This window comes from Halomonas ramblicola, assembly GCF_030409215.1.
GTDB lineage: Bacteria > Pseudomonadota > Gammaproteobacteria > Pseudomonadales > Halomonadaceae > Halomonas > Halomonas ramblicola.
In genome coordinates, this window is sequence record NZ_JAUFPL010000016.1 from 124,983 (window position 1) to 145,717 (window position 20,735).

15 protein-coding genes are annotated in these 20,735 nt (G+C 67.6%); 13 read left to right on the plus strand and 2 right to left on the minus strand.

The window, feature by feature from the left end:
* Positions 1-183 precede the first annotated feature (183 nt).
* The 7 genes from QWY80_RS03590 (at position 184) to QWY80_RS03620 (ending at position 9,129) form a co-directional block, all read left to right on the plus strand.
* Positions 184-2,685, plus strand: coding sequence for a DUF3141 domain-containing protein (locus QWY80_RS03590; protein WP_290229329.1), 2,502 nt, complete (start codon positions 184-186; stop codon positions 2,683-2,685).
* A 244-nt stretch (positions 2,686-2,929) separates the two neighbouring features.
* Positions 2,930-5,569, plus strand: a complete 2,640-nt coding sequence (gene topA / locus QWY80_RS03595; RefSeq protein WP_290229330.1) for a type I DNA topoisomerase — start codon at positions 2,930-2,932, stop codon at positions 5,567-5,569.
* A complete protein-coding gene (locus QWY80_RS03600; protein WP_290229331.1) occupies positions 5,566-6,030 on the plus strand; it encodes a DUF6586 family protein in 465 nt (154 codons plus the stop codon). The genes topA and QWY80_RS03600 overlap by 4 nt, the downstream gene beginning before the upstream one ends.
* A 101-nt stretch (positions 6,031-6,131) precedes the next feature.
* The gene (locus QWY80_RS03605) at positions 6,132-6,563 is read left to right on the plus strand and encodes a hypothetical protein (RefSeq protein ID WP_290229332.1); all 432 of its coding nucleotides are present in this window, start codon (positions 6,132-6,134) and stop codon (positions 6,561-6,563) included.
* A gap of 120 nt (positions 6,564-6,683) precedes the next feature.
* Positions 6,684-7,931, plus strand: coding sequence for a GspE/PulE family protein (locus tag QWY80_RS03610; protein WP_290229333.1), 1,248 nt, complete (start codon positions 6,684-6,686; stop codon positions 7,929-7,931).
* A gap of 139 nt (positions 7,932-8,070) precedes the next feature.
* On the plus strand, positions 8,071-8,685 hold the full coding sequence (locus tag QWY80_RS03615; RefSeq protein ID WP_290229334.1) for a L,D-transpeptidase family protein: 615 nt from the start codon (positions 8,071-8,073) through the stop codon (positions 8,683-8,685).
* A 180-nt stretch (positions 8,686-8,865) separates the two neighbouring features.
* Positions 8,866-9,129, plus strand: coding sequence for an Lpp/OprI family alanine-zipper lipoprotein (locus QWY80_RS03620; RefSeq protein ID WP_290229335.1), 264 nt, complete (start codon positions 8,866-8,868; stop codon positions 9,127-9,129).
* Positions 9,130-9,249: 120 nt separating this feature from the next.
* Here QWY80_RS03620 and QWY80_RS03625 read toward each other — a convergent pair whose 3' ends face one another.
* Both QWY80_RS03625 and mfd read right to left on the minus strand, forming a co-directional pair.
* Positions 9,250-10,284 carry a L,D-transpeptidase family protein gene (locus QWY80_RS03625; RefSeq protein ID WP_290229336.1) on the minus strand — a complete coding sequence of 345 codons (1,035 nt, stop codon included), beginning with the start codon at positions 10,282-10,284 and terminating at the stop codon, positions 9,250-9,252.
* A gap of 130 nt (positions 10,285-10,414) precedes the next feature.
* Positions 10,415-13,864 (minus strand): transcription-repair coupling factor, encoded by a 3,450-nt coding sequence (gene mfd, locus QWY80_RS03630; RefSeq protein ID WP_290229337.1) that lies wholly within the window; start codon positions 13,862-13,864, stop codon positions 10,415-10,417.
* A 214-nt stretch (positions 13,865-14,078) separates the two neighbouring features.
* Here mfd and QWY80_RS03635 point away from each other — a divergent pair, with 214 nt between their 5' ends.
* The 6 genes from QWY80_RS03635 to nqrE all read left to right on the plus strand — a co-directional run bounded on the left by QWY80_RS03635 (position 14,079) and on the right by nqrE (position 20,668).
* A complete protein-coding gene (locus QWY80_RS03635) occupies positions 14,079-15,542 on the plus strand; it encodes a glyceraldehyde-3-phosphate dehydrogenase (protein ID WP_290229338.1) in 1,464 nt (487 codons plus the stop codon).
* Between the two features lie 439 nt (positions 15,543-15,981).
* Positions 15,982-17,331 (plus strand): Na(+)-translocating NADH-quinone reductase subunit A, encoded by a 1,350-nt coding sequence (locus QWY80_RS03640; protein WP_290229339.1) that lies wholly within the window; start codon positions 15,982-15,984, stop codon positions 17,329-17,331.
* The gene (locus QWY80_RS03645) at positions 17,331-18,557 is read left to right on the plus strand and encodes an NADH:ubiquinone reductase (Na(+)-transporting) subunit B (protein ID WP_290229340.1); all 1,227 of its coding nucleotides are present in this window, start codon (positions 17,331-17,333) and stop codon (positions 18,555-18,557) included. Before QWY80_RS03640 ends, QWY80_RS03645 begins: the two co-directional genes overlap by 1 nt.
* Positions 18,557-19,378 (plus strand): Na(+)-translocating NADH-quinone reductase subunit C, encoded by an 822-nt coding sequence (locus tag QWY80_RS03650; RefSeq protein ID WP_290229341.1) that lies wholly within the window; start codon positions 18,557-18,559, stop codon positions 19,376-19,378. The genes QWY80_RS03645 and QWY80_RS03650 overlap by 1 nt, the downstream gene beginning before the upstream one ends.
* A 2-nt stretch (positions 19,379-19,380) precedes the next feature.
* Entirely contained in the window at positions 19,381-20,049 is a 669-nt protein-coding gene (locus QWY80_RS03655; protein WP_290229342.1) for an NADH:ubiquinone reductase (Na(+)-transporting) subunit D, read from the plus strand.
* 1 nt (position 20,050) lies between these two features.
* The gene (gene nqrE / locus QWY80_RS03660) at positions 20,051-20,668 is read left to right on the plus strand and encodes an NADH:ubiquinone reductase (Na(+)-transporting) subunit E (protein ID WP_290229343.1); all 618 of its coding nucleotides are present in this window, start codon (positions 20,051-20,053) and stop codon (positions 20,666-20,668) included.
* Positions 20,669-20,735: the final 67 nt, after the last annotated feature.

Genomic DNA, 20,735 nt, shown 5'->3' on the forward strand with positions numbered 1-20,735 from the left:
CGGTAATCTCCTCTTCGGCTTGTCCCCGGCGCTCCTCGCTATGGGCATCTGCATTTGCCCTGGCGATAGTTCTACAAGACTCGTCGTGTGATCGGATATGCGCTATATTGCAACGCAGCAAAGCGCGTTGGCGAATCGCCATGTGATCTCCCTTTCCCTGACCGCCAACGCCAGGAGCCCGTGATGAACCTTCCGATGCCGACCCCTCCGGCCGACGCGCTCTCCTTGCTGGACCCGTTCGGGTTCGGGCGTGCCGCCGGCCGCTACTGGCTGGATGCCGTCGAGCGCAGCGTGCTGTTCATGGACGTGATGCGTGTGCGCGGCAATCAATACCTGGAACACCTCGAGCAGACAAAGCCCAGCGTGCTGGGCTTTGACACCGAGGTGCTGCTCGACGGTCGCGACCTGCCGCGGCCGGTGAACTACGAACTGCTGCGCATCCGGCCCCCCGAGGGGCAGCCCACCGACCCGCAGATGCGCCCCTTCGTGGTGGTCGATCCCCGTGCCGGTCACGGCCCGGGGATCGGCGGCTTCAAGCCTGACAGCGAGATCGGCGTGGCGCTGCGCGCCGGCCATCCCTGCTACTTCATCGGCTTCCTGCCGTTTCCCGAGCCGGGGCAGACCGTGGAGGACGTGGTGGAGGCCGAGGTCGCCTTCCTGCGTCACGTCAACGAGCGCCATGCCGAGCTCTCCGAGAGGCCGATGGTGGTAGGCAATTGCCAGGCCGGCTGGCAGGTCATGATGGCCGCCTCCCTGGAGCCCCACCTGTTCGGCCCCATCCTCATCGCCGGCGCCCCGCTCTCCTACTGGGCCGGCGAACGGGGTGGCGCGCCCATGCGCTACACCGGTGGCATGACTAGCGGCAGCTGGACGACCGCGATGCTCAGCGATCTGGGCGATGGCAAGTTCGACGGCGCCTGGCTGGTGCAGAACTTCGAGCGCCTCAATCCGGCCAATACCTGGTGGACCAAGCAGTACCGGCTCTACGCCAACATCGACACCGAGGCGGAGCGCTACCTGGAGTTCGAACGCTGGTGGGGCGGCCACGTGGTGCTGGGCGGCGACGAGATCCAGTACATCGTCGACAATCTCTTCGTCGGCAATCGCCTCTCGACCGCCCAGCTGGTGACCTCCGACGGCCGGCGCATCGACCTGCGCAACGTGCGCTCGCCGGTGGTGGTGTTCTGCTCCCGGGGCGACGACATCACCCCGCCGCCCCAGGCGCTGGGCTGGGTGCGCGACCTCTACGAAGGTACCGAGGACATCGTCGCCAACGAGCAGACCATCGTCTACTGCGTCCACGATACCACCGGCCACCTGGGGATCTTCGTGTCCGGCAGCGTGTCGCGCAAGGAGCACGTCGAGTTCACCGCCAACATGGACTACATCGACGTGCTGCCGCCGGGCCTCTACGAGACCTCCATCTCCGAGGCCGCCCAGCGCGACGACGCCGAGCTGATCGATCGCGACTACCTGCTGGAATTCACCCCGCGCAGCGTCGAGGAGCTCGATGCGGAAGTCCAGCCCCTGGCCGAGGATGACCGGCGCTTCGCCACGGTGGCGCGGCTCTCCGAGATCAACCTGGGGCTCTACCGGCTCTTCGTGCAGCCCTGGATACGCGCCCTGGCCACCCCCGAGTCGGCGCGCTGGATGCGTCGCATGCATCCCAATCGCCTGGGCTATCGGCTGCTCTCGGATCGCAATCCGCTGATGACGGCGATCCCGGTGCTGGCCGATCGAATCCGCGCCGATCGCCACCCGGTGGACGAGGACAACCTCTTCCGAGTGCTCGAGCACATCGTCTCCGGCCAGATCACCCGCGGCCTCGATGCCTGGCGCGACCTGCGCGATGGCAGTGCGGAGCGGCTGTTCCTGGACGTCTACGGCCAGCCGCTGCTGCAGTCCCTGGTGGGGCTGGGCGGCGACGCCCATGCGCATCACCGCCGCCCGGGGGCCGAGCCGGAGCATCGACGCTTCATCGAGCGGCGCCGCGACGAGCTTCGCGCCAAGATCGCTGCCGGCGGTAGCCACGAGGCGGTGATCCGTGCCCTGATCTACGTGCTGGGCGGGGCCCCCTCCACCGACGAGCGTAACTTCAAGCGGCTCCGGGCCTCGCATGCCGAGCTGGAGCCCCAGCTGTCGCTGGCCGACTTCAAGTGCCTCATGCGCGAGCAGTTCTTCATCCTCAAGCTGGATCGCGAGGCGGCCGTCGAGGCGCTGCCCGCGCTGCTCGACGGCCAGACGGCCGAGCAGATCGCCGCGCACCTCGAGCATATCGAGCACGTGCTGGCGGCGAGCGGCGAACTCACGGCGCATTCGGCCGATCGCCTGGTCCGGGTGCGGTCGCTTTTCGAACAGGCCATCGACCAGGCGCCGCTGCTCGAGGCCGAGGCGCGTGCCGAGGCCGAGGACTGGGTCGGCCATCAGGCCCAGGCCCAGTCGCTGGCCTTCAGCAGCGTGGAGGAGTTGATGGAGTCACGCCCGGCGGAGGAGCCCGTGAAGCCGGTCGCGTCCGAGGCGGATGGCGACGCCGATACCACAGAGAACGTTGAGTCGAAGCCCGACCGCTCATCCCGTGCCAAGGGCGGCGCGGCCGCCGACGGCAAGGGCGGGGCGGCGACCCCCCGTTCCCCGCGCAAGCGCAACCCCACGCGTCGCAAGCCGGAGGGCGGCGGCCGGCGTTGAGCGCCGCCCCGTGACTCGTGTCTTCGACGCCCCCGTCGCCCCGTGCGGCGGGGGCGTCGTCGTAAGCGCCGGTCTTGCCCGGGCGGAGTCGGCGGTCTAGGGTCAGAGGGCCGGCGGGCGCTCACGACTGGCGTGACGCCGAGCGCTGGGGTAGGGTAAGCGCATTTTTCGCCGCCCGACAGGACGGTACGCAATCTCCAGGCAAGGGCTGCGGGCCCGTGTCATCGACACTTTGTGGAGCACTATGGGCAAGTCACTGGTCATCGTCGAGTCGCCGGCCAAGGCCAAGACGATCAACAAGTATCTCGGCAGCGACTTCATCGTGAAGTCGAGCGTGGGTCATATCCGTGACCTGCCGACCAGCGGCTCGGGCAAGGCGGCCTCCGACCCCAAGGAGCGCGCCCGCCAGGCCGCGGCCACGCGCAGGATGTCGCCGGAGGAGAAGGCGGAGTACAAGAAGCAGAAGGCCCAGGACCAGTTGATCCGCCGCATGGGCATCGACCCCGAGCACGGCTGGCAGGCCACCTACGAGATCCTGCCCGGCAAGGAGAAGGTGGTCGCCGATCTCAAGAGGCTCGCCGACAAGGCCGATGCCGTCTATCTCGCTACCGACCTCGACCGCGAGGGGGAGGCCATCGCCTGGCACCTGCGCGAGACCATCGGCGGCGACGAGGCGCGCTACCGGCGCGTGGTGTTCAACGAGATCACCAAGAACGCCATCCGTGAGGCCTTCCAGGATCCCGGCAACCTCAACATCCCGCGGGTCGAGGCGCAGCAGGCGCGGCGCTTCCTCGACCGGGTGGTGGGCTTCATGCTCTCGCCGCTGCTGTGGGCCAAGGTCGCCCGCGGCCTCTCCGCCGGCCGCGTGCAGTCGGTGGCCATGCGCCTGATCGTCGAGCGCGAGCGCGAGATCCACGCCTTCGTGCCCGAGGAGTTCTGGGACGTCCACGCCGACCTGGTCGCGCGATCCGGTGAGTCAGGCGGGGAACCGATCCGCTTCGAGCTGGTGCGCCAGGACGGCCGGGCCTTCCGGCCCACCTCCGAGGCCGAGACCCTGGAGCGTATCGCGGCCCTGCGCCAGGCCGCGCTTGCGATCACCGCGCGTGAAGACAAGCCGACCCGCTCGAAGCCGGGCGCGCCCTTTATCACCTCGACGCTGCAGCAGGCCGCCAGCGGCCGGCTGGGCTTCTCGGTCAAGAAGACCATGACGCTCGCCCAGCGGCTCTACGAGGCGGGCTATATCACCTACATGCGTACCGACTCCACCAACCTCTCGCGGGACGCGGTGGAGAGCGTGCGCGACTTCATCGGGGACGAGTACGGCGGCCGCTACCTGCCCGAGGCCCCCAACCGCTACTCCAGCAAGGAGGGCGCCCAGGAGGCCCACGAGGCGATCCGTCCCTCCGACGTCGCCCGTCGCGCCACCGACCTGGCCGGCATGGAACGCGATGCCGAGCGTCTCTACGAGTTGATCTGGCGCCAGTTCGTGGCCTGCCAGATGACCCCGGCGGAGTACCTGTCCTCCACCCTGACCGTGGAGGCCGATGGCTACGAGCTGAAGGCCAAGGGTCGGGTGCTCAAGTTCGACGGCTATACCCGGGTGATGAAGCCCGCCGGCCGGAACGAGGACCAGGCGCTGCCCGACCTGGCCGAGGGCACGCCGATGCGCCTCGAGGCGCTGGATCCGCAGCAGCACTTCACCAAGCCGCCGGCTCGCTACACCGAGGCGAGTCTGGTCAAGGAGCTGGAGAAGCGCGGCATCGGCCGGCCCTCCACCTACGCCTCGATCATCTCCACCATCCAGGATCGCGGCTATGTCAGGCTCGAGAACCGCCGCTTCTATGCCGAGAAGCTCGGCGACATCGTCACCGAGCGCCTCAAGGAGTCCTTCCCCGACCTGATGGACTACTCCTTCACCGCGCGCATGGAGGACAGCCTCGACGAGGTGGCCGAGGGCGAGCGCAACTGGCGTGGGCTGCTCGACGCCTTCTACGCCGAGTTCAAGAAGGAGCTCGCCGAGGCCGAGAGCGAGGAGGGCATGCGCCCCAACCAGCCGGTGCCCACCGACGTCGATTGCCCCAGCTGCGGGCGCAAGATGCAGATCCGCACCGCCTCCACCGGGGTCTTCCTGGGCTGCTCGGGCTATAACCTGCCGCCCAAGGAGCGCTGCAAGACCACCATCGACCTGTTGCCGGGCGAGGAGGCGGTGGCCGCCGATGCCGACGAGGAGGCCGAGACCGATGCGCTGCGTGCCAAGCACCGCTGCCCCAAGTGCGGCACGGCCATGGACAGCTACCTGATCGACGAGATGCGCAAGCTGCACATCTGCGGCGACAGCCCGGACTGCGACGGCCACGAGGTGGAGAAGGGCAAGTTTCGCATCAAGGGCTATGACGGGCCCACCATCGAGTGCGACAAGTGCGGCAGCGAGATGCAGCTCAAGAGCGGGCGCTTCGGCAAGTACTTCGGCTGCACCAACGAGGCGTGCAAGAACACCCGCAAGCTGCTGCGCAACGGCGAGGTGGCGCCGCCCAAGATGGACCCCATCCCCATGCCGGAGCTGGCCTGCCAGAAGGTCGACGATCACTATGTGCTGCGCGACGGGGCCAGCGGCCTGTTCCTGGCGGCGAGCAAGTTCCCCAAGAACCGCGAGACCCGCCCGCCGCTGGTGCGCGAGCTCAAGGCCCATGCCGAGGAGCTGCCCGACAAGTATCGCTACCTGCTGGATGCCCCCAGCGAGGACCCGGACGGCCGCCCCGCCCAGATCCGCTTCTCGCGCAAGGCCAAGGAGCAGTTCGTGATGACCGACGAGGACGGCAAGGCCACCGGCTGGAAGGCGACCTTCGATGGCGGCAAGTGGCAGGTGGAGGACAAGCGCAAGTGACCCCGAGAGCCCGTACCAACCAACTGCTCTACCAGGCCGAACTGTTGCTCCAGACGCCCGCCGGCGACGACGAGCACGCCGAGGCGCGGCGCATGGCCGGCGAGGAGGGAGCGCTCGCGCTCACCGAGCTGGCGCTGGAATCGCTGCTGCGCGAGGTAACCGAGCATGCCGCCCTCGAGCGCCACGACTGGCGCGAGCTGCTGGGCCCCCAGGGCGCCGGCATCGCCGAGCTGCATCGCCTGCGCGAGCTGGCCACCCGCGAGGACAGCTGGCTCGCCTGGCTACTCGCCAGGCTCGCGGCGTTGCACGAGAGTGACGGCGTGGCCCGCCGCCGCAGCGGTGCCGCCCAGGGATTGATCGCCGTGGGCAGCGGGGCGGCACTGGCCGAGGAGCTGGCGTGGTGCCTGGGCGAGGCCAAGGCCGAGATCGCGGCCCTGCGCCAGACCAGCGAGGAGTGGTAGCGCCCTCCGGTCGTTGACAGGCGTCGAGCGGCTCGCCGTCGCCTTGGCTAGGATGAAGACAGGCGCCCGGCGACGGGCCCTCGACGACCAAGGAGACGAACATGACCGAACAGATCCTGTCGCCCAAGATGCTCGGTTACTGGACGGATGCCAACCTCAAGGAGGCCCCGGACGAATCGGGCATCTATTGTGTGCTGCGTGCCGCCCGGGATCCCGAAAGCGAGGAGATGGCGGTCCAGGAGCTGCTCCGCGTGGGCGAGCACCGCAGCGCCCGCTTCGGCATCCAGAACGACGAGACGCGTGAGCGCTGGCACGCCTTCCTGCGGCCCGGCGAGGAGCTCTGGTACTCGGTGGGGCTGTGCGGCAAGGCCAACCGCGAGCGGCTGATGGCGGCGATGATCAACTCCCACAAGCCGCGCTTCAACGGTCACAGCCCCTTCCTGGAGCGTTTCCCCTTCGACGAGACTACCGTCCACCTCTACGGCAAGAAGGACATGCTGCAGAGTATCTTCACCGTGATGCGCCAGGACTGAAGACGAGGCCACGTATGCTGCCGGCTGACCCGGTGGCATCATCCCGGCGGGCAGGATGGGCGCCTTGCACCTGGGCTGTAGGGGGCCGCTCCCGACGGGGCTCGTACGCCGGAGGACTCCATGCCCGATGATCCGTTACTGGGGCAGCGCCTACTGCCCCGCCTGCTGCCCCTGATCGAGGCCCCCGCCGGGTCCGGCGAGGAGGTACTGGAAGCCCATGCCCTGCTCGAGGACGCCCTGCGAACCCGGGCCACCGACATCCACCTCGATCCCCTTCAAGAGAGCCTGCGCATTCGTCTGCGGATCGATGGCCGAGTGATCGAGGCGCTGCGCGTCGATGCCGGGCTGGGAGCCCGCCTCACCAACCAGTTCAAGGTGCTGGCGGGCCTCGACCCGGTGCCTTCCATGACAGCGGTGGACGGCAGCTTCAGTTGGCCGCCGGGCGAGGAGGGACGCGAGGAAGCCTTCCTGCGCGTCACGGCGGTGGGCTGCGTGGCGGGGGAGAAACTGGCGATCCGCTTCCTGGCGCCGCCGGCCACCTTCCACGATACCCTGTCGCTGGGCATCGGCGAGGAGGGGGCCCACGGCATCCGGCGCTGGATGGATGCCACCGGGGGCATGCTGCTGGTGGCCGGCCCCACGGGCGCCGGCAAGACCACCACCCTCTATACCCTGCTCAACCAGCTGCGTCTCGAGGAGGGGCACGTGGTCACCCTCGAGGACCCGGTGGAGTACGAGATTCCCGGCATCAACCAGGTGCAGGTGGACGAGGCCAAGGGGCTGGACTTCCCCTCCGGCGCGCGGTCGTTGCTGCGCCTCGATCCGGACTATGTGCTGCTGGGTGAGATTCGTGATCCGGAGTCCGCGCGCGCTGCCCTCAACGTCGCGGGCAGTGGTCGCTCGCTGATGGGCACCCTGCATAGCCGCGATGCGGTGGGGGTCGTCTCCTCGCTGCGACAGCTGGGGCTGAGGGATGCTGAGATCGGCGCCAACCTGGGCCTGGTGGTATCGCAGCGGCTGGTCAGGCGGCTCTGCACGCACTGCCGGGAGCGTCGCCCCTTGCCCGAGCGGGAAGCCGTATGGCTCGACGCCATGGACATGCACTTGCCCGAGGAGGCATGGCAGCCGGTCGGCTGCGACCACTGCGACGGCCTGGGCTTCCGCGGGCGCACGGGGGTGTTCGAGGCGTGGCAGCCCACCGCCGAGGACCACAGCCTGATCATGCGCCATGCCGACGAGTCCCGGTTGCGCCGTGCCTTGGTGGAACGCGGTGAGACCCTGATGCTGCAGGAAGGCCTGGCCAAGGCCGAGCAGGGGATCACCTCCCTGCGCGAGGTGTTGCGCATGGGGGCGATCCTGCCGGCCTGAGGCGTCCCTTGGGATAGCTGTCGGCTCGAGGGAACAGCTGACAAGAGAGGGGCTTTTGCGCTATAAACGTCAGCGGATTTTCGACGCCCGTCGCCGTACTCGGCGGCGGGGTGACCCTAACCTTGTGAACCGGACCAAGATGACATCCCTCTCGCGACGCCGCTTCGCCCAGTTGGCCCTGGGCGCCCCCCTGGTGGTGCTCGGCGCCGACCCGGCCCGGGCCAACCTGATCGAGACCCAGCTGGAGCGTGCCCACCTGCCGCGGCATGCCGGCGAGCGCTGGGTGCTGATCGACGACCGTCAGGCGACCCTGACCGTCTATAACGGCAACCGCGAGCTGGAGCGCTTCGCGCCGATCTCCCTGGGGCGCGGCGGCGCTCGCCTCACCCGTCGGCGTGGCAGTAATGCGACGCCCATGGGCGAGTTCCGGGTCAATCGCTTCAACCACGAGAGCGACTGGCACATCTTCATCGGTCTCGATTACCCGACGCCCACCCATGCCCGGGTGGCGCTCGACGAGGGCGTCTATACCCAGCAGGACTACGACGATTACTTCAGCTACTATCGCCGCCACGGTTATCCGCCCCAGGACACCGCACTGGGCGGGTTCATCGGCCTGCACGGTGTCGGCAAGGGCGATCCTGATATCCATCGCCAGTTCCACTGGACCCAGGGGTGCGTGGCGGTGACCGATGCCCAGATCGAGCGCCTGGCCGACGTGATCGGCATTGGCACGCGCGTCGTGATCCGCTAGGCTGTTACATGCGCAAGGGACGTTGAAAGCGATGGACAAGCGCCGTTGCGTATAATAAAACAGCGTTTGACTCCTGTGCTTGTCAGCACAAGTCGCTGCAGAATAGCCTGCATCCGCAGGAAGGAAGCCTGAAGTCAGGCACTCACCAACGCAGTACCAAGGAAGACCGAGGAGAACACCATGACTCTGAAGACCACCCTGAAGCTGACCGCCGCCGCTGCCTCTCTGGCCGTTCTGGCTGGCTGTGCCTCCAACAGCGCCCTGGAAGAGGTCCGTCAGACCGCCGAGACCGCTCAGGCTGACGCCGCCGAGGCCCGCAGCATCGCGGTTCAGGCGCAGAACACCGCCAACCAGGCACAGCGTGACGCCCAGGCGGCTCTGCAGATGTCCGAGCAGAACCGTGACGAGATGAACCGCATGTTCCAGCGCTCCATGCAGAAGTAAGCAGGAGCGCCGGCATCACCCTGGGGTGATGGCGGTTCTGCCGTAAAAGAAAACCCCGCCTCGGCGGGGTTTTCTCGTTAGTCAGCGCAGGTCCTACGGGCAGCGCCCAGCGCTAGGCGCTCATCGCTCGCTGACCTGGAGCTCCTCGAACAGCTCCGGCGGCTCGGGCTCGGCCGGCGTGGGCTCCTCGCTGGCGGCCTGCAGCAGCGAGACGATCTGGCCGTCGGGGGCCTCCACCAGTTCGCGCAGTCGGGCGTAGTCCACCGGCGGCTGCTCCTCGCCGAAGGCGCGGGTCACCGTCTCGATGGCGTTGATCAGCGGCTCGAAGCTGCCCTGGTTCTCCTCCAGCTGCGGGTAGGACTGGGCATAGAGCACGCCCTCATCGGACCAGCCGGCCTTGAACGGCTGGTCGATGATGTTCACCTTGGTGCCGCTGGGCACGCGCTCGTAGAGCGACTCGATGTCCTCCGGGAACATGCGGATGCAGCCGCGGCTGACGCGCATGCCCACGCCCTCGGGCTTGTTGGTGCCGTGGATCAGGTAGCTGGGGATCCCCAGCAGGATGGCGTGGCTCCCCAGGGGGTTGTCGGGGCCCGGCGGCACCACCTCGGGGGCCGGCTCGCCGCGTTCGGCGGCCTCGCGACGCATCGAGGCGGGCGGCGACCAGGCGGGATCCTTGACCTTGACGGTGGTCTTGGTGACGCCGACGGGGGTGGAGAATTCCTCGCGGCCGACGCTGATCGGGTAGGTCTCGACGATGCCCTCCTCGGAGTAGTAGTAGAGGCGCAACTCGGAGAGGTTGACCACGATGCCCTCGCGGGGGGCCTCGGGCAGCAGGCGCCGGCCCGGGATCTTCACCTCGGTGCCCTCGTAGGGCGCCCAGATGCTGACCTCGGGGTTGGCCATGCGGATCTCCTCGTAGCCCACGTTGTGCTCGCGAGCGATATCGACGAGGGTGTCGCCCTCTTCGACGGTCACCGTGTAGTTCTCGCCGATCACGTTACCCTCCTCGGGTAGCGCATAGTGGCCGCGCGGCAGCTCGCGCACCTCGTCACGCTCGGGCTCCGCGGCCAGTGCGTTCGTCGAGAGCAGAGCGCCGAGGCCCAGTATCCAGACGCAGCGTAGGCCGCGCCGAGCCAGTGTTGCGGTGTTCATCAGGGGCATTCGACTCCTGGTGGCATCATGAGGGCACCGGACCATCCTGGGGCCGGTGCCGGGGGTCAGGGCGATGAGACGCTCGGCCGATAGTATAGAGTGCCGGGAAAAGCGGTGGTTCGCCAGTCTTTCACGCCGCCTCGGTCTTGCGGTTCAGCGTCTCCAGCAGCTGCTCGACGGTCTCGAAGCGCGTCTCCTCCTGCTCCATGTCCGCCTCGAAGCGCAGGGTGTCGGCACCGTCGAGGCGGTAGCGTTCCGGCGCCTGCTGGATCAGGTTGACCAGGGTCAGGGGATCGACCCGGGTGTGGCCGGCGAAGATCACCCGGCCGCGTTCGGGGCCGGCCTCCAGGCGGGTGATGCCCAGCGCCTCGGCGCGCTGGCGCAGCCTGGTCTGGCGCAACAGCGTCTTGACCGGCGCCGGCAGCAGGCCGAAGCGGTCGATCATCTCCACCCGGAGCTCCTTGAGCTCGGCCTCGCTGGCGGCGCTGGCGATTCGCTTGTACATCACCAGCCGCTGCTGGACGTCGTGCAGGTAGTCGTCGGGGATCAGCGCCGGCAGGTTGAGGTTGACCTCCACGCCCTCGTCCAGCGGCGCCTCGATGTTGGGCGTCTTGCCGGCGCGGATCGCCGCCACCGCGCGGTCGAGCATCTCCATGTAGAGGCCGTAGCCGATCGCCTCCATCTGGCCGCTCTGCTCCTCGCCGAGCAGCTCGCCGGCGCCGCGGATCTCCATGTCGTGGCTGGCCAGGGTGAAGCCGGCGCCCAGGTCCTCGGCCTCGCCGATTGCCTCCAGGCGCTTCACCGCGTCCTTGGTCATCACGCGGGGGGGCGGGGTCAGCAGGTAGGCGTAGGCCTGGTGGTGGCTGCGCCCGACCCGGCCGCGCAGCTGGTGCAACTGGGCCAGGCCGAACTTGTCGGCGCGCTCGATGACGATGGTGTTGGCGCTGGGCACGTCGATGCCGGTCTCGATGATGGTCGAGCACACCAGCACGTTGAAGCGCTTGTGGTAGAAGTCCGACATCACTCGCTCCAGGGAGCGCTCGGGCAGCTGGCCGTGGGCCACGCCGACCCGGGCCTCGGGCACCAGCTCGCGGACCTTCCCGGCGGCGGTCTCGATGGTCTTGACCTCGTTGTGCAGGAAGTAGACCTGGCCCCCGCGCAGGATCTCGCGCAGGATCGCCTCCTTGAGGATGGCCTCGTCGCGCTGCTGCACGAAGGTCTTCACCGACAGGCGCCGTGCCGGGGGCGTGGCGATGATCGACAGGTCGCGGATGCCGCTCATGGCCATGTTCAGGGTCCGCGGGATGGGCGTGGCGGTCATGGTCAGGATGTCCACCTCGGCGCGCAGTGCCTTGAGGCGTTCCTTCTGGGTCACCCCGAAGCGGTGTTCCTCGTCGATGATCAACAGCCCCATCTTCGGCAGCCGAGTGGACTTCGACAGCAGCTTGTGGGTGCCGATGACGATGTCCGCCCGGCCCTCCTCGATACGTTTCATGGCCGCCGCCTGGCCCTTGCCGGCGGTGAAGCGCGACACCAGTTCGATGTTCACCGCGGTATCGGCGAAGCGGTCGCGGAAGTTCTCGTAGTGCTGGCGGGCCAGCAGGGTGGTGGGCACCAGCACCACGACCTGGCGGCCCGAGTGCACGGCGAGGAAGGCGGCGCGCATGGCCACCTCGGTCTTGCCGAAGCCCACGTCACCGCACACCACCCGGTCCATGGGGCGCGGCGCGGTCATGTCGCGGGTCACCGCCTCGATGGCGGCGCGTTGGTCGGGGGTCTCCTCGAAGGGGAAGGCGGCGGCGAAGCGCGCGTACTCGATGTCCGGCAGCTCGCAGGCGAAGCCCTCCCGGGCCTCGCGGCGGGCGTAGATGTCGAGCAGCTCGGCGGCGGTGTCGCGGATCTTCTCGGCGGCCTTCCTCCGGGCCTTCTCCCACTGCTCGGAGCCCAGCCGGTGCAGCGGGGCCAGCTCGTCGTCGGCGCCGGCGTAGCGCGAGATCAGGTGCAGGCTCTCCACCGGCACGTAGAGGCGCGCACCGTCGGCGTATTCCAGGGTCACGAACTCGGCGGCCTGGCCGCCGGCCTCCAGGGTCTCCAGGCCCTTGTAGCGGCCCACGCCGTGGGCCTGGTGCACCACGGGGGCGCCGGGGCGCAGCTCCGAGAGGTGGCGGATCGCCAGCTCGTCGGCGTCGGTGGCCTTCTCGCGGCGCCGGCTCTGGCGCACCACGTCCCCGTACAGCTCCGACTCGCCGATCACCGCCAGGTCGGGGGCCTCGAGCCACAGGCCGGTGTCGATCTCGCCCTCGGTGATCGCCGTGGCCGCCCCGCTCTCCAGGAAGGCGGCGAAGTCCTCCACATGGGGCAGGTCGAGGCGCAGCGGCGCCAGGGTCTCCTCCAGGGCCTCGCGGCGCCCACGGGACTCGGCCACGAACAGCACCCGAGTGGCGGGGTGGTCGGCGAGGAAGGTCGCCAGCTCGCCCAGCGGCTCCCTGGCCCGGGCGTTGATGCCGACCCGCGGTGGCGCCTGGGTGGCCGGCGTCAGCGCATGGCGATGCTCGACATCCTCGGTGAGTGCCACCCGCGGGTGGCGCTTGACGGCGCCGAACACCTCGGCCACCGGCACGAAGGCCCGGGCCGGCGGCAGCAGCGGCCGGGTGGGGTCCACGCCGAGGTTCTCATAGCGGCTCTCGATGGCCGTCCAATGGTGCTCGGCGGCCTGGTGGACGCCGGGCAGCAGGGCGACCCGGGTACCCTCGGCCAGGTGCTCGAAGAGCGTCGCCGTCTCCTCGAAGAACAGCGGCAGGTACTGCTCGAGGCCGGGGGAGGGGATGCCCTTCAGGGCGTCCACATAGAGCGGGCACTGGCGCGGGTCGACGTCGAACAGCGTCTCGAAGCCCTCGCGGAAGCAGGCGATGGCCGAGCGCGACAGCGAGTACTCGTGGGCCGGCAGCAGCTCCACCCGCTCCACCTTGTCGCGCGAGCGCTGGGTGTCGGGGTCGAAGTGGCGCAGGGTATCGATCTCGTCGTCGAACAGGTCGATGCGCAGCGGCGCCTCGCTGCCCATGGGGAAGAGGTCGATCAGGGCGCCGCGCAGGGCGTACTCGCCGTGCTCGTAGACGGTCTCCACGGCGCGGTAGCCGGCCCGCGACAGGGCGTCGCGAAAGCCTTCGCGATCCAGGGTCTGGCCCACTTCCAGGGTCATCACCCGCCCGGCGATGTAGTCCACCGGCGGCAGGCGCTGCATCAGGGTATTGATGGGCACCAGCACGATGCCGTGCTCGCCGTCCTGCAGCCGGCGCAGGGTTCGCAGCCGGGCCGAGACGATGTCCTGGTGGGGCGAGAAGCTGTCGTAGGGCAGCGTTTCCCAGTCGGGGAAGGGCAGTACCGGTACCCGGCTGAAGAAGCGCAGCTCGTTCTCCAGGCGTAGTGCCTGGGCGGTGTCGGCGGTGATCACCAGCAGCGGGGCGTCGTCGGCCAGGTGCGCCAGGGCCAGGGCGGCGGCGCTGCCCTGGGGCATCTGCCAGTAGAGGGTGTCGCGCAGCCCCTGGGGGCGCGGCGGGTCGAGCGGGGAGAAAGTCGGCATGGTCACGTCGTTAGGCTGTCGACGGGCGGGGCCCGACGGGATCCCGGGGGTGGCTGACAAGGAACGCCCATCATACCAGGCCGCCAACGTCTTGTAGTCAAACGGCGATTCCTGTAATCCCCCTACAGCGCCTGCGACCATCCAGTGATTGCCGGTGGGGGAGGGGGCCGGGATAATGATAGTGAACCCTTCAACCCCAGCAGTGAGGCCGCACGTGAGTCAGCAACCCTCCGATTCCGTCTTCCAGGCATGGCACGACAACCAGGCGCTCGCCGAGCAGATGATCCCGATGATCGGCAGGCTCTACCGGCACCACAACGTGGTCACCACCCTCTACGGACGCTCGCTGTTCAACTGCTCGGTGATCCGCATCCTCAAGGATCACCGCTACGTGCGCAAGATCGAGGGGACCGAGCTCTCCGTGCAGGATACCTTTCCGCTGGTCGAGGCGATGGGGCAGCTCAACCTGGGGCCGGCCCACGTCGACGTGGGCAAGCTGGGCGTGGCCTTCAAGCGGCGCGGCGGCGGTGACCCCGTGGCCTTCCTGCGCGAGGAACTGGCCGAGATCGTCGACCGGCACGACCCCGACGATGGCAACGGCGAGCCCAAGGACGTGGTGCTCTACGGCTTCGGCCGCATAGGCCGCATCCTCGCCCGGGTGCTGATCGAGAAGGCCGGCGGCGGCAACCTGCTGCGCCTGCGTGCCATCGTGGTGCGTGGCCGCGGCGACATCGCCAAGGACCTCGAGAAGCGTGCCAGCCTGCTGCGTCGCGACTCCGTGCACGGCCCCTTCAACGGCACCGTCCAGGTCGACGCCGAGGCCCGCACCATCACCGCCAACGGCAACGTCATCCGGGTGATCTACGCCGACTCGCCCGCCGAGATCGACTATACCGCCTACGGCATCGACAACGCCGTGGTGGTCGACAACACCGGCATCTGGCGCGACGAGGCCGGCCTCGGCCAGCACCTGGAGTGCAAGGGCGTGGCCAAGGCGCTGCTCACCGCGCCGGGCAAGGGCGACGTCAAGAACATCGTCTTCGGCATCAACCACGATGACATCGGCAACGACGACCGCATCCTCTCCGCCGCCTCCTGTACCACCAACGCCATCGTGCCGGTACTCAAGGTGCTCAACGACGAGTTCGGCGTCGAGCACGGCCATGTCGAGACGGTGCACTCCTACACCAACGACCAGAACCTGATCGACAACTACCACAAGGGCGATCGTCGCGGGCGCAGCGCGCCGCTCAACATGGTGCTCACCGAAACCGGGGCCGCCAAGGCGGTGGCCAAGGCACTGCCGGAGTTCGCCGGCAAGCTCACCGGCAACGCCATCCGCGTGCCGACGCCCAACGTTTCCATGGCGATCCTCAACCTGCGCCTGGAGAAGGAGACCGATGTCAAGGCGCTCAATGACTTCCTGCGCCGCATGTCCATCGATTCCCTCTACCAGAAGCAGATCGACTACGTGGACTCGCCGGAGATCGTCTCCACCGACTTCGTCGGCAACCGCCACGCCGGCATCGTGGACGCCCAGGCGACCATCGCCAATGGCAAGAATGTGGTGCTCTACGTCTGGTACGACAACGAGTTCGGCTACAGCTGCCAGCTGGTACGCATCCTCCAGCACATCTCCAACGTGCGCTTCCTCAAGCTACCGCACGTCAGCGCCTGACGGCGGTACCACCAACGTTGGCGATCTTGTCGTAGGACGGCAGTTTCGCTGCGCGACCGGCGCCGTCAGGCGCCCGGCGGGTACCACCGACGGTTGGGTGGCCACCGCCGGGAAGCCTCCGGCCTCCATCGCCCAACGAGTTGGTCTCCTACATTTCGGTGGCACTCGGCGCTCATGTGAACGAGCCGCCAACCCTTCGGGATGGCGGCTTTTTCACGCCTGAATCACGCTGCTGGCGGCCGCTTGCGGACCGGCCGGCGGGCGTGTGCGACCTTCGCTCAGGTAGTCATCCCCTTGCCTTGTCTTTATAATACCGAGGATTTTTCGGGGTGGTCCGGGCTAGCCTCGGGCCGGACTGGTAACGTACCGACATCACAACTATTCGAATCCATTCGCACCCCTTTCCTTCATCTACCCGATCCATCAACTGGGCGAGACTATGATCGAAGTCAAGAAAGGCCTGGATCTCCCCATCGCGGGAGCGCCCGAGCAGCGCATCGAGGATGCGCGGCCCGTGCGCCACGTGGCGGTCCTGGGCACCGACTACGTCGGCATGAAGCCGACCATGGAGGTCAAGGAGGGAGATACCGTCAAGCTTGGCCAGCTGCTGTTCACCGACAAGAAGATCGATGGTGTGCGCTTCACCGCGCCGGCCGCCGGCGAGGTGGTGGCCATCAACCGTGGCGAGAGGCGCCGCCTGCTCTCGGTGGTGATCCAGGTCGCCGACACCGAGGAGGCCGTCGAGTTCACCGCCCACGGTCGCGACAGGCTGGAGAGCCTGGAACGCCAGGCCGTGGTCGACCAGCTGGTCGAGTCCGGCCTGTGGACCGCCCTGCGCACGCGCCCCTACTCGCGCACCCCGGCCATCGACGGCGTGCCCACCGACATCTTCGTCACCGCCATCGATACGCATCCGCTGGCCGCCGATCCCGCCAAGGTGATCCATGAGCAGGTCCAGGCCTTCGAAGACGGTCTCAAGGTGCTCGCCCGCCTGACCGAGGGCAAGGTCTACCTCTGCACCGCCCCGGACAACAGCATCCCCGGTGGCAACATCGACGGCGTCCAGGCCCAGACCTTCGCCGGCCCGCACCCCGCAGGCCTGGTGGGGACCCATATCCATTATCTCTCGCCCGTGGGTCTGCACAAGCGGGTCTGGCACATCGGCTACCAGGACGTCATCGCCTTCGGCAAGCTGTTCGCCGAGGGCAAGCTGGACACCACCCGCGTGATCGCCGTGGGCGGCCCGCGCGCCGAGCAGCCGCGCCTGCTGCGTACCCGCCTGGGTGCCAGCACCGAGGAGCTGCTGTCAGGGGAAGTGGTCGAGCCGGACGATACCCGCGTGATCTCGGGCTCGGTCTTCTCCGGCTTCACCTGCGAGGGCAGCCTGCGTTACCTGGGGCGCTTCCACAACCAGGTGAGCCTGCTCGAGGAGGGCAACAAGCGCACCTTCATGGGCTGGATGTCGCCGGGCAAGCACCGTCACTCGGTGTTGGGCATCTACCTGTCGAAGATCACCGGCCTCAAGGACTACGCGCCGACCACCTCCACCAACGGCTCCGAGCGTGCCATGGTGCCGGTGGGCACCTACGAGGAGGTGATGCCGCTGGACATCCTGCCCACGCAGTTGCTGCGCACGCTGATCGTCGGGGACATCGAGACCGCCATGCAGCTCGGGTGTCTGGAGCTGGATGAGGAGGACCTCGCGCTGTGCACCTATGTGTGTCCCGGCAAGTACGAGTACGGTCCCATCCTGCGCGACAACCTGACCACGATCGAGAAAGAGGCCTGATGATGGCTATTCGACAGACACTCGAAAATCTCGAGCCGCATTTCCACAAGGGCGGCAAGTACGAGAAGTTCTACCCGCTCTTCGAAGCGGTGGACACCATCTTCTATTCGCCCCCCAGCGTGGCCAAGACCACTGCCCACGTGCGTGACGGCATCGACCTCAAGCGCATCATGATCACCGTCTGGCTGTGCACCTTCCCGGCCATGTTCTTCGGCATGTGGAACGCCGGCTGGCAGGCCAACATGGCCATCGCCGACGGCTACGCCTCCATGGACGGCTGGCGCGAGGCGATCATGATGCTGCTCTCCAGCGGCCATGCCGCCGACAGCCTGTGGTCCAACTTCGTGCTCGGCGCCACCTACTTCCTGCCGATCTACCTGGTGACCTTCGTGGTCGGCGGCTTCTGGGAGGTACTGTTCGCCATCAAGCGCGGCCACGAGGTCAACGAGGGCTTCTTCGTCACCTCCGTGCTCTACGCCCTGGTCCTGCCGGCCACCATCCCGCTGTGGCAGGTGGCGCTGGGCATCACCTTCGGCGTGGTGATCGGCAAGGAGATCTTCGGCGGCACCGGCAAGAACTTCCTCAACCCGGCGCTCACCGGCCGCGCCTTCCTCTACTTCGCCTATCCGGCGCAGATCTCCGGTGACGCGGTCTGGGTGGCGGCCGATGGCTTCACCGGCGCCACGCCGCTGTCCATCGCCTTCCAGGACGGCATGGCGGCGCTGTCCAGCCAGTACAGTTGGTGGGACGCCTTCCTCGGCTTCATCCCCGGCTCGGTGGGTGAGACCTCGACACTGGCCATCCTGATCGGCGCCGCGGTACTGCTGTGGACCAAGATCGCCTCCTGGCGCATCATGTTGGGTTGCTTCCTGGGCATGGTGGCCACCAGCGCGCTGTTCAACCTGGTCGGTTCCGACTCCAACCCGATGTTCGCCATGTCCTGGTACTGGCACCTGGTGATCGGCGGCTTCGCCTTCGGCATGGTGTTCATGGCCACCGACCCGGTCTCCGCCTCCATGACCAATCCGGGCCGCCTGATCTTCGGTGTCCTGATCGGTGTCATGACCGTGCTGATCCGCGTCGTGAACCCCGCCTTCCCCGAAGGCATCATGCTGGCGATCCTGTTCGCCAACCTGTTCGCGCCGCTCATCGACCACATCTTTGTTCAGGCCAACATCAAGCGCCGTCAGCAGCGCACCGGTGCTTCGGCCGAGGAGACCGCCTGATGGCACAGAGCAACAACTCCATCAAGAAGATCCTGACGGTGGCGTTCGCACTCTGCATCGTGTGTTCGGTCATCGTCTCCACCGCGGCGGTGGCGCTGCGCGCCAAGCAGCAGTTCAACCAGGAACTGGATCGCAAGACCAACATCCTCGAGGTGGCCAACCTCTACGAGCCCGGCATGGACGTGAACGAGACGTTCGAGTCGGCCATCATCCCGCGGGTGGTGGACATGCGCAGCGGCGAGTACACCGACGAGTTCGACCCGTCCACCTACGACGGTTTCGAGGCGCGTCGCGACCCGGCCGCCTCCCGCACCCTGTCCGGCGAGAGGGACCCGGCCGGCCTGACCCGTGTCGAGAACTATGCCACCGTCTACCTGGTCGGCGACGACCCGGACGACCCCGAGCAGATCATCCTGCCGATCCGCGGCCAGGGCCTGTGGGGCCTGATGCGTGGCTTCCTCGCCGTGGAGGGGGACGGCAACACCATCGTCGGCATCACCTACTACGAGCACGCCGAGACTCCCGGCCTGGGTGCCGAGGTCAACAACCCGCGCTGGCAGGCCCAGTGGGAAGGCAAGGAGATCTTCGGTGACGACGACTCCCTGTCTCCCGCCATCCACCTGACCAAGGGCGGCGCCAGCGGCGAGAACGAGGTCGATGCTCTCTCCGGCGCCACCCTGACCAGCAACGGCGTGACTAACATGCTGCAGTTCTGGCTGAGCCCGGAAGGCTTCGGTGACTACCTGGCCCGGTTCCGCAGCGAGGTGGACCCGGGCGAGACCCAGTCAGCCGACGTCGAACTCGAAGCGGAAGGAGCCTGACCATGGCGGAAATGACCCCCAAGGGCGTCCTGACGACGCCGGTGTTCAAGAACAACCCCATCGCGCTCCAGGTGCTGGGCATCTGCTCGGCCCTGGCGGTGACGACCAGCATGAGCGTCTCGCTGGTCATGACCTGCGCGGTGATCTTCGTGACGGCCTTCTCGAACCTCTTCGTGTCGCTGATCCGTCACCACATCCCCTCGTCCATCCGCATCATCGTGCAGATGACCATCATCGCCTCCCTGGTGATCGTGGTGGACCAGATCCTCAAGGCCTTCGCCTACGAGATGTCCAAGCAGCTCTCGGTGTTCGTCGGCCTGATCATCACCAACTGCATCGTGATGGGCCGTGCCGAAGGCTTCGCCATGCAGAACAGCCCCCATCTGTCGTTCCTGGACGGCATCGGCAACGGCCTGGGCTACGGCTTCATCCTGATGACCGTGGGCTTCTTCCGCGAGCTGTTCGGCTCGGGCAGCGTGTTCGGCTTCACCGTGCTGCAGCCGGTGCAGGACGGCGGCTGGTACGTGCCCAATGGCCTGCTGCTGCTGCCGCCCTCGGCGTTCTTCATCATCGGCCTGATCATCTGGGTGCTGCGTTCCATCAACCCGGAGCAGGTCGAGGAGAACGAGTTCAAGATGAAGGAAAACACCCAGCCGAAGGAGGCCGTGTAACATGGAACACTACATCAGCCTGTTCGTCGCCTCGGTCTTCGTCGAGAACCTGGCCCTGGCGTTCTTCCTGGGCATGTGCACCTTCCTGGCGGTGTCCAAGAAGGTCTCCGCGGCCTTCGGCCTGGGCATCGCGGTCATCGTGGTGCTGACCATCGCCGTGCCGGTCAACAACCTGGTCTACGGCCTGCTGCTCTCGGAAGGGGCCCTGGCCTGGACCGGCATCAACGGCGCCGAGAACATCGACCTCTCCTTCCTGGGCCTGCTCAGCTACATCGGCGTCATCGCCGCCCTGGTGCAGATCCTGGAGATGTTCCTCGACAAGTACGTGCCGGTGCTCTACAACGCGCTGGGCGTCTTCCTGCCGCTGATCACCGTGAACTGCGCCATCCTGGGTGGCGTGCTGTTCATGGTCGAGCGTAACTACAACTTCGGCGAGTCCGTGGTCTACGGCTTCGGCTCCGGCGTTGGCTGGGCGTTGGCCATCACCGCCCTGGCCGGCATCCGCGAGAAGCTCAAGTACAGCGACGTTCCCGCCTCCCTGCAGGGGCTGGGCATCACCTTCATCACGGTGGGCCTGATGTCGCTGGGCTTCATGTCCTTCTCCGGCATCCAGCTCTGAAGCAGGTCGTGTTCACCCGGCGGCGCGCGGCGCCGTCGGGTACCAGGCAACGTCAAGCAATAGGAAA

Coding starts and splice junctions, on each gene's coding strand:
- QWY80_RS03590 (WP_290229329.1), top strand. CDS start 184: ATGAACCTTCCGATGCCGACCCCTCCGGCCGACGCGCTCTCCTTGCTG.
- topA (WP_290229330.1), top strand. CDS start 2,930: ATGGGCAAGTCACTGGTCATCGTCGAGTCGCCGGCCAAGGCCAAGACG.
- QWY80_RS03605 (WP_290229332.1), top strand. CDS start 6,132: ATGACCGAACAGATCCTGTCGCCCAAGATGCTCGGTTACTGGACGGAT.
- QWY80_RS03610 (WP_290229333.1), top strand. CDS start 6,684: ATGCCCGATGATCCGTTACTGGGGCAGCGCCTACTGCCCCGCCTGCTG.
- QWY80_RS03615 (WP_290229334.1), top strand. CDS start 8,071: ATGACATCCCTCTCGCGACGCCGCTTCGCCCAGTTGGCCCTGGGCGCC.
- QWY80_RS03620 (WP_290229335.1), top strand. CDS start 8,866: ATGACTCTGAAGACCACCCTGAAGCTGACCGCCGCCGCTGCCTCTCTG.
- QWY80_RS03625 (WP_290229336.1), bottom strand. CDS start 10,284: ATGAACACCGCAACACTGGCTCGGCGCGGCCTACGCTGCGTCTGGATA.
- mfd (WP_290229337.1), bottom strand. CDS start 13,864: ATGCCGACTTTCTCCCCGCTCGACCCGCCGCGCCCCCAGGGGCTGCGC.
- QWY80_RS03640 (WP_290229339.1), top strand. CDS start 15,982: ATGATCGAAGTCAAGAAAGGCCTGGATCTCCCCATCGCGGGAGCGCCC.
- QWY80_RS03645 (WP_290229340.1), top strand. CDS start 17,331: ATGATGGCTATTCGACAGACACTCGAAAATCTCGAGCCGCATTTCCAC.
- QWY80_RS03650 (WP_290229341.1), top strand. CDS start 18,557: ATGGCACAGAGCAACAACTCCATCAAGAAGATCCTGACGGTGGCGTTC.
- QWY80_RS03655 (WP_290229342.1), top strand. CDS start 19,381: ATGGCGGAAATGACCCCCAAGGGCGTCCTGACGACGCCGGTGTTCAAG.
- nqrE (WP_290229343.1), top strand. CDS start 20,051: ATGGAACACTACATCAGCCTGTTCGTCGCCTCGGTCTTCGTCGAGAAC.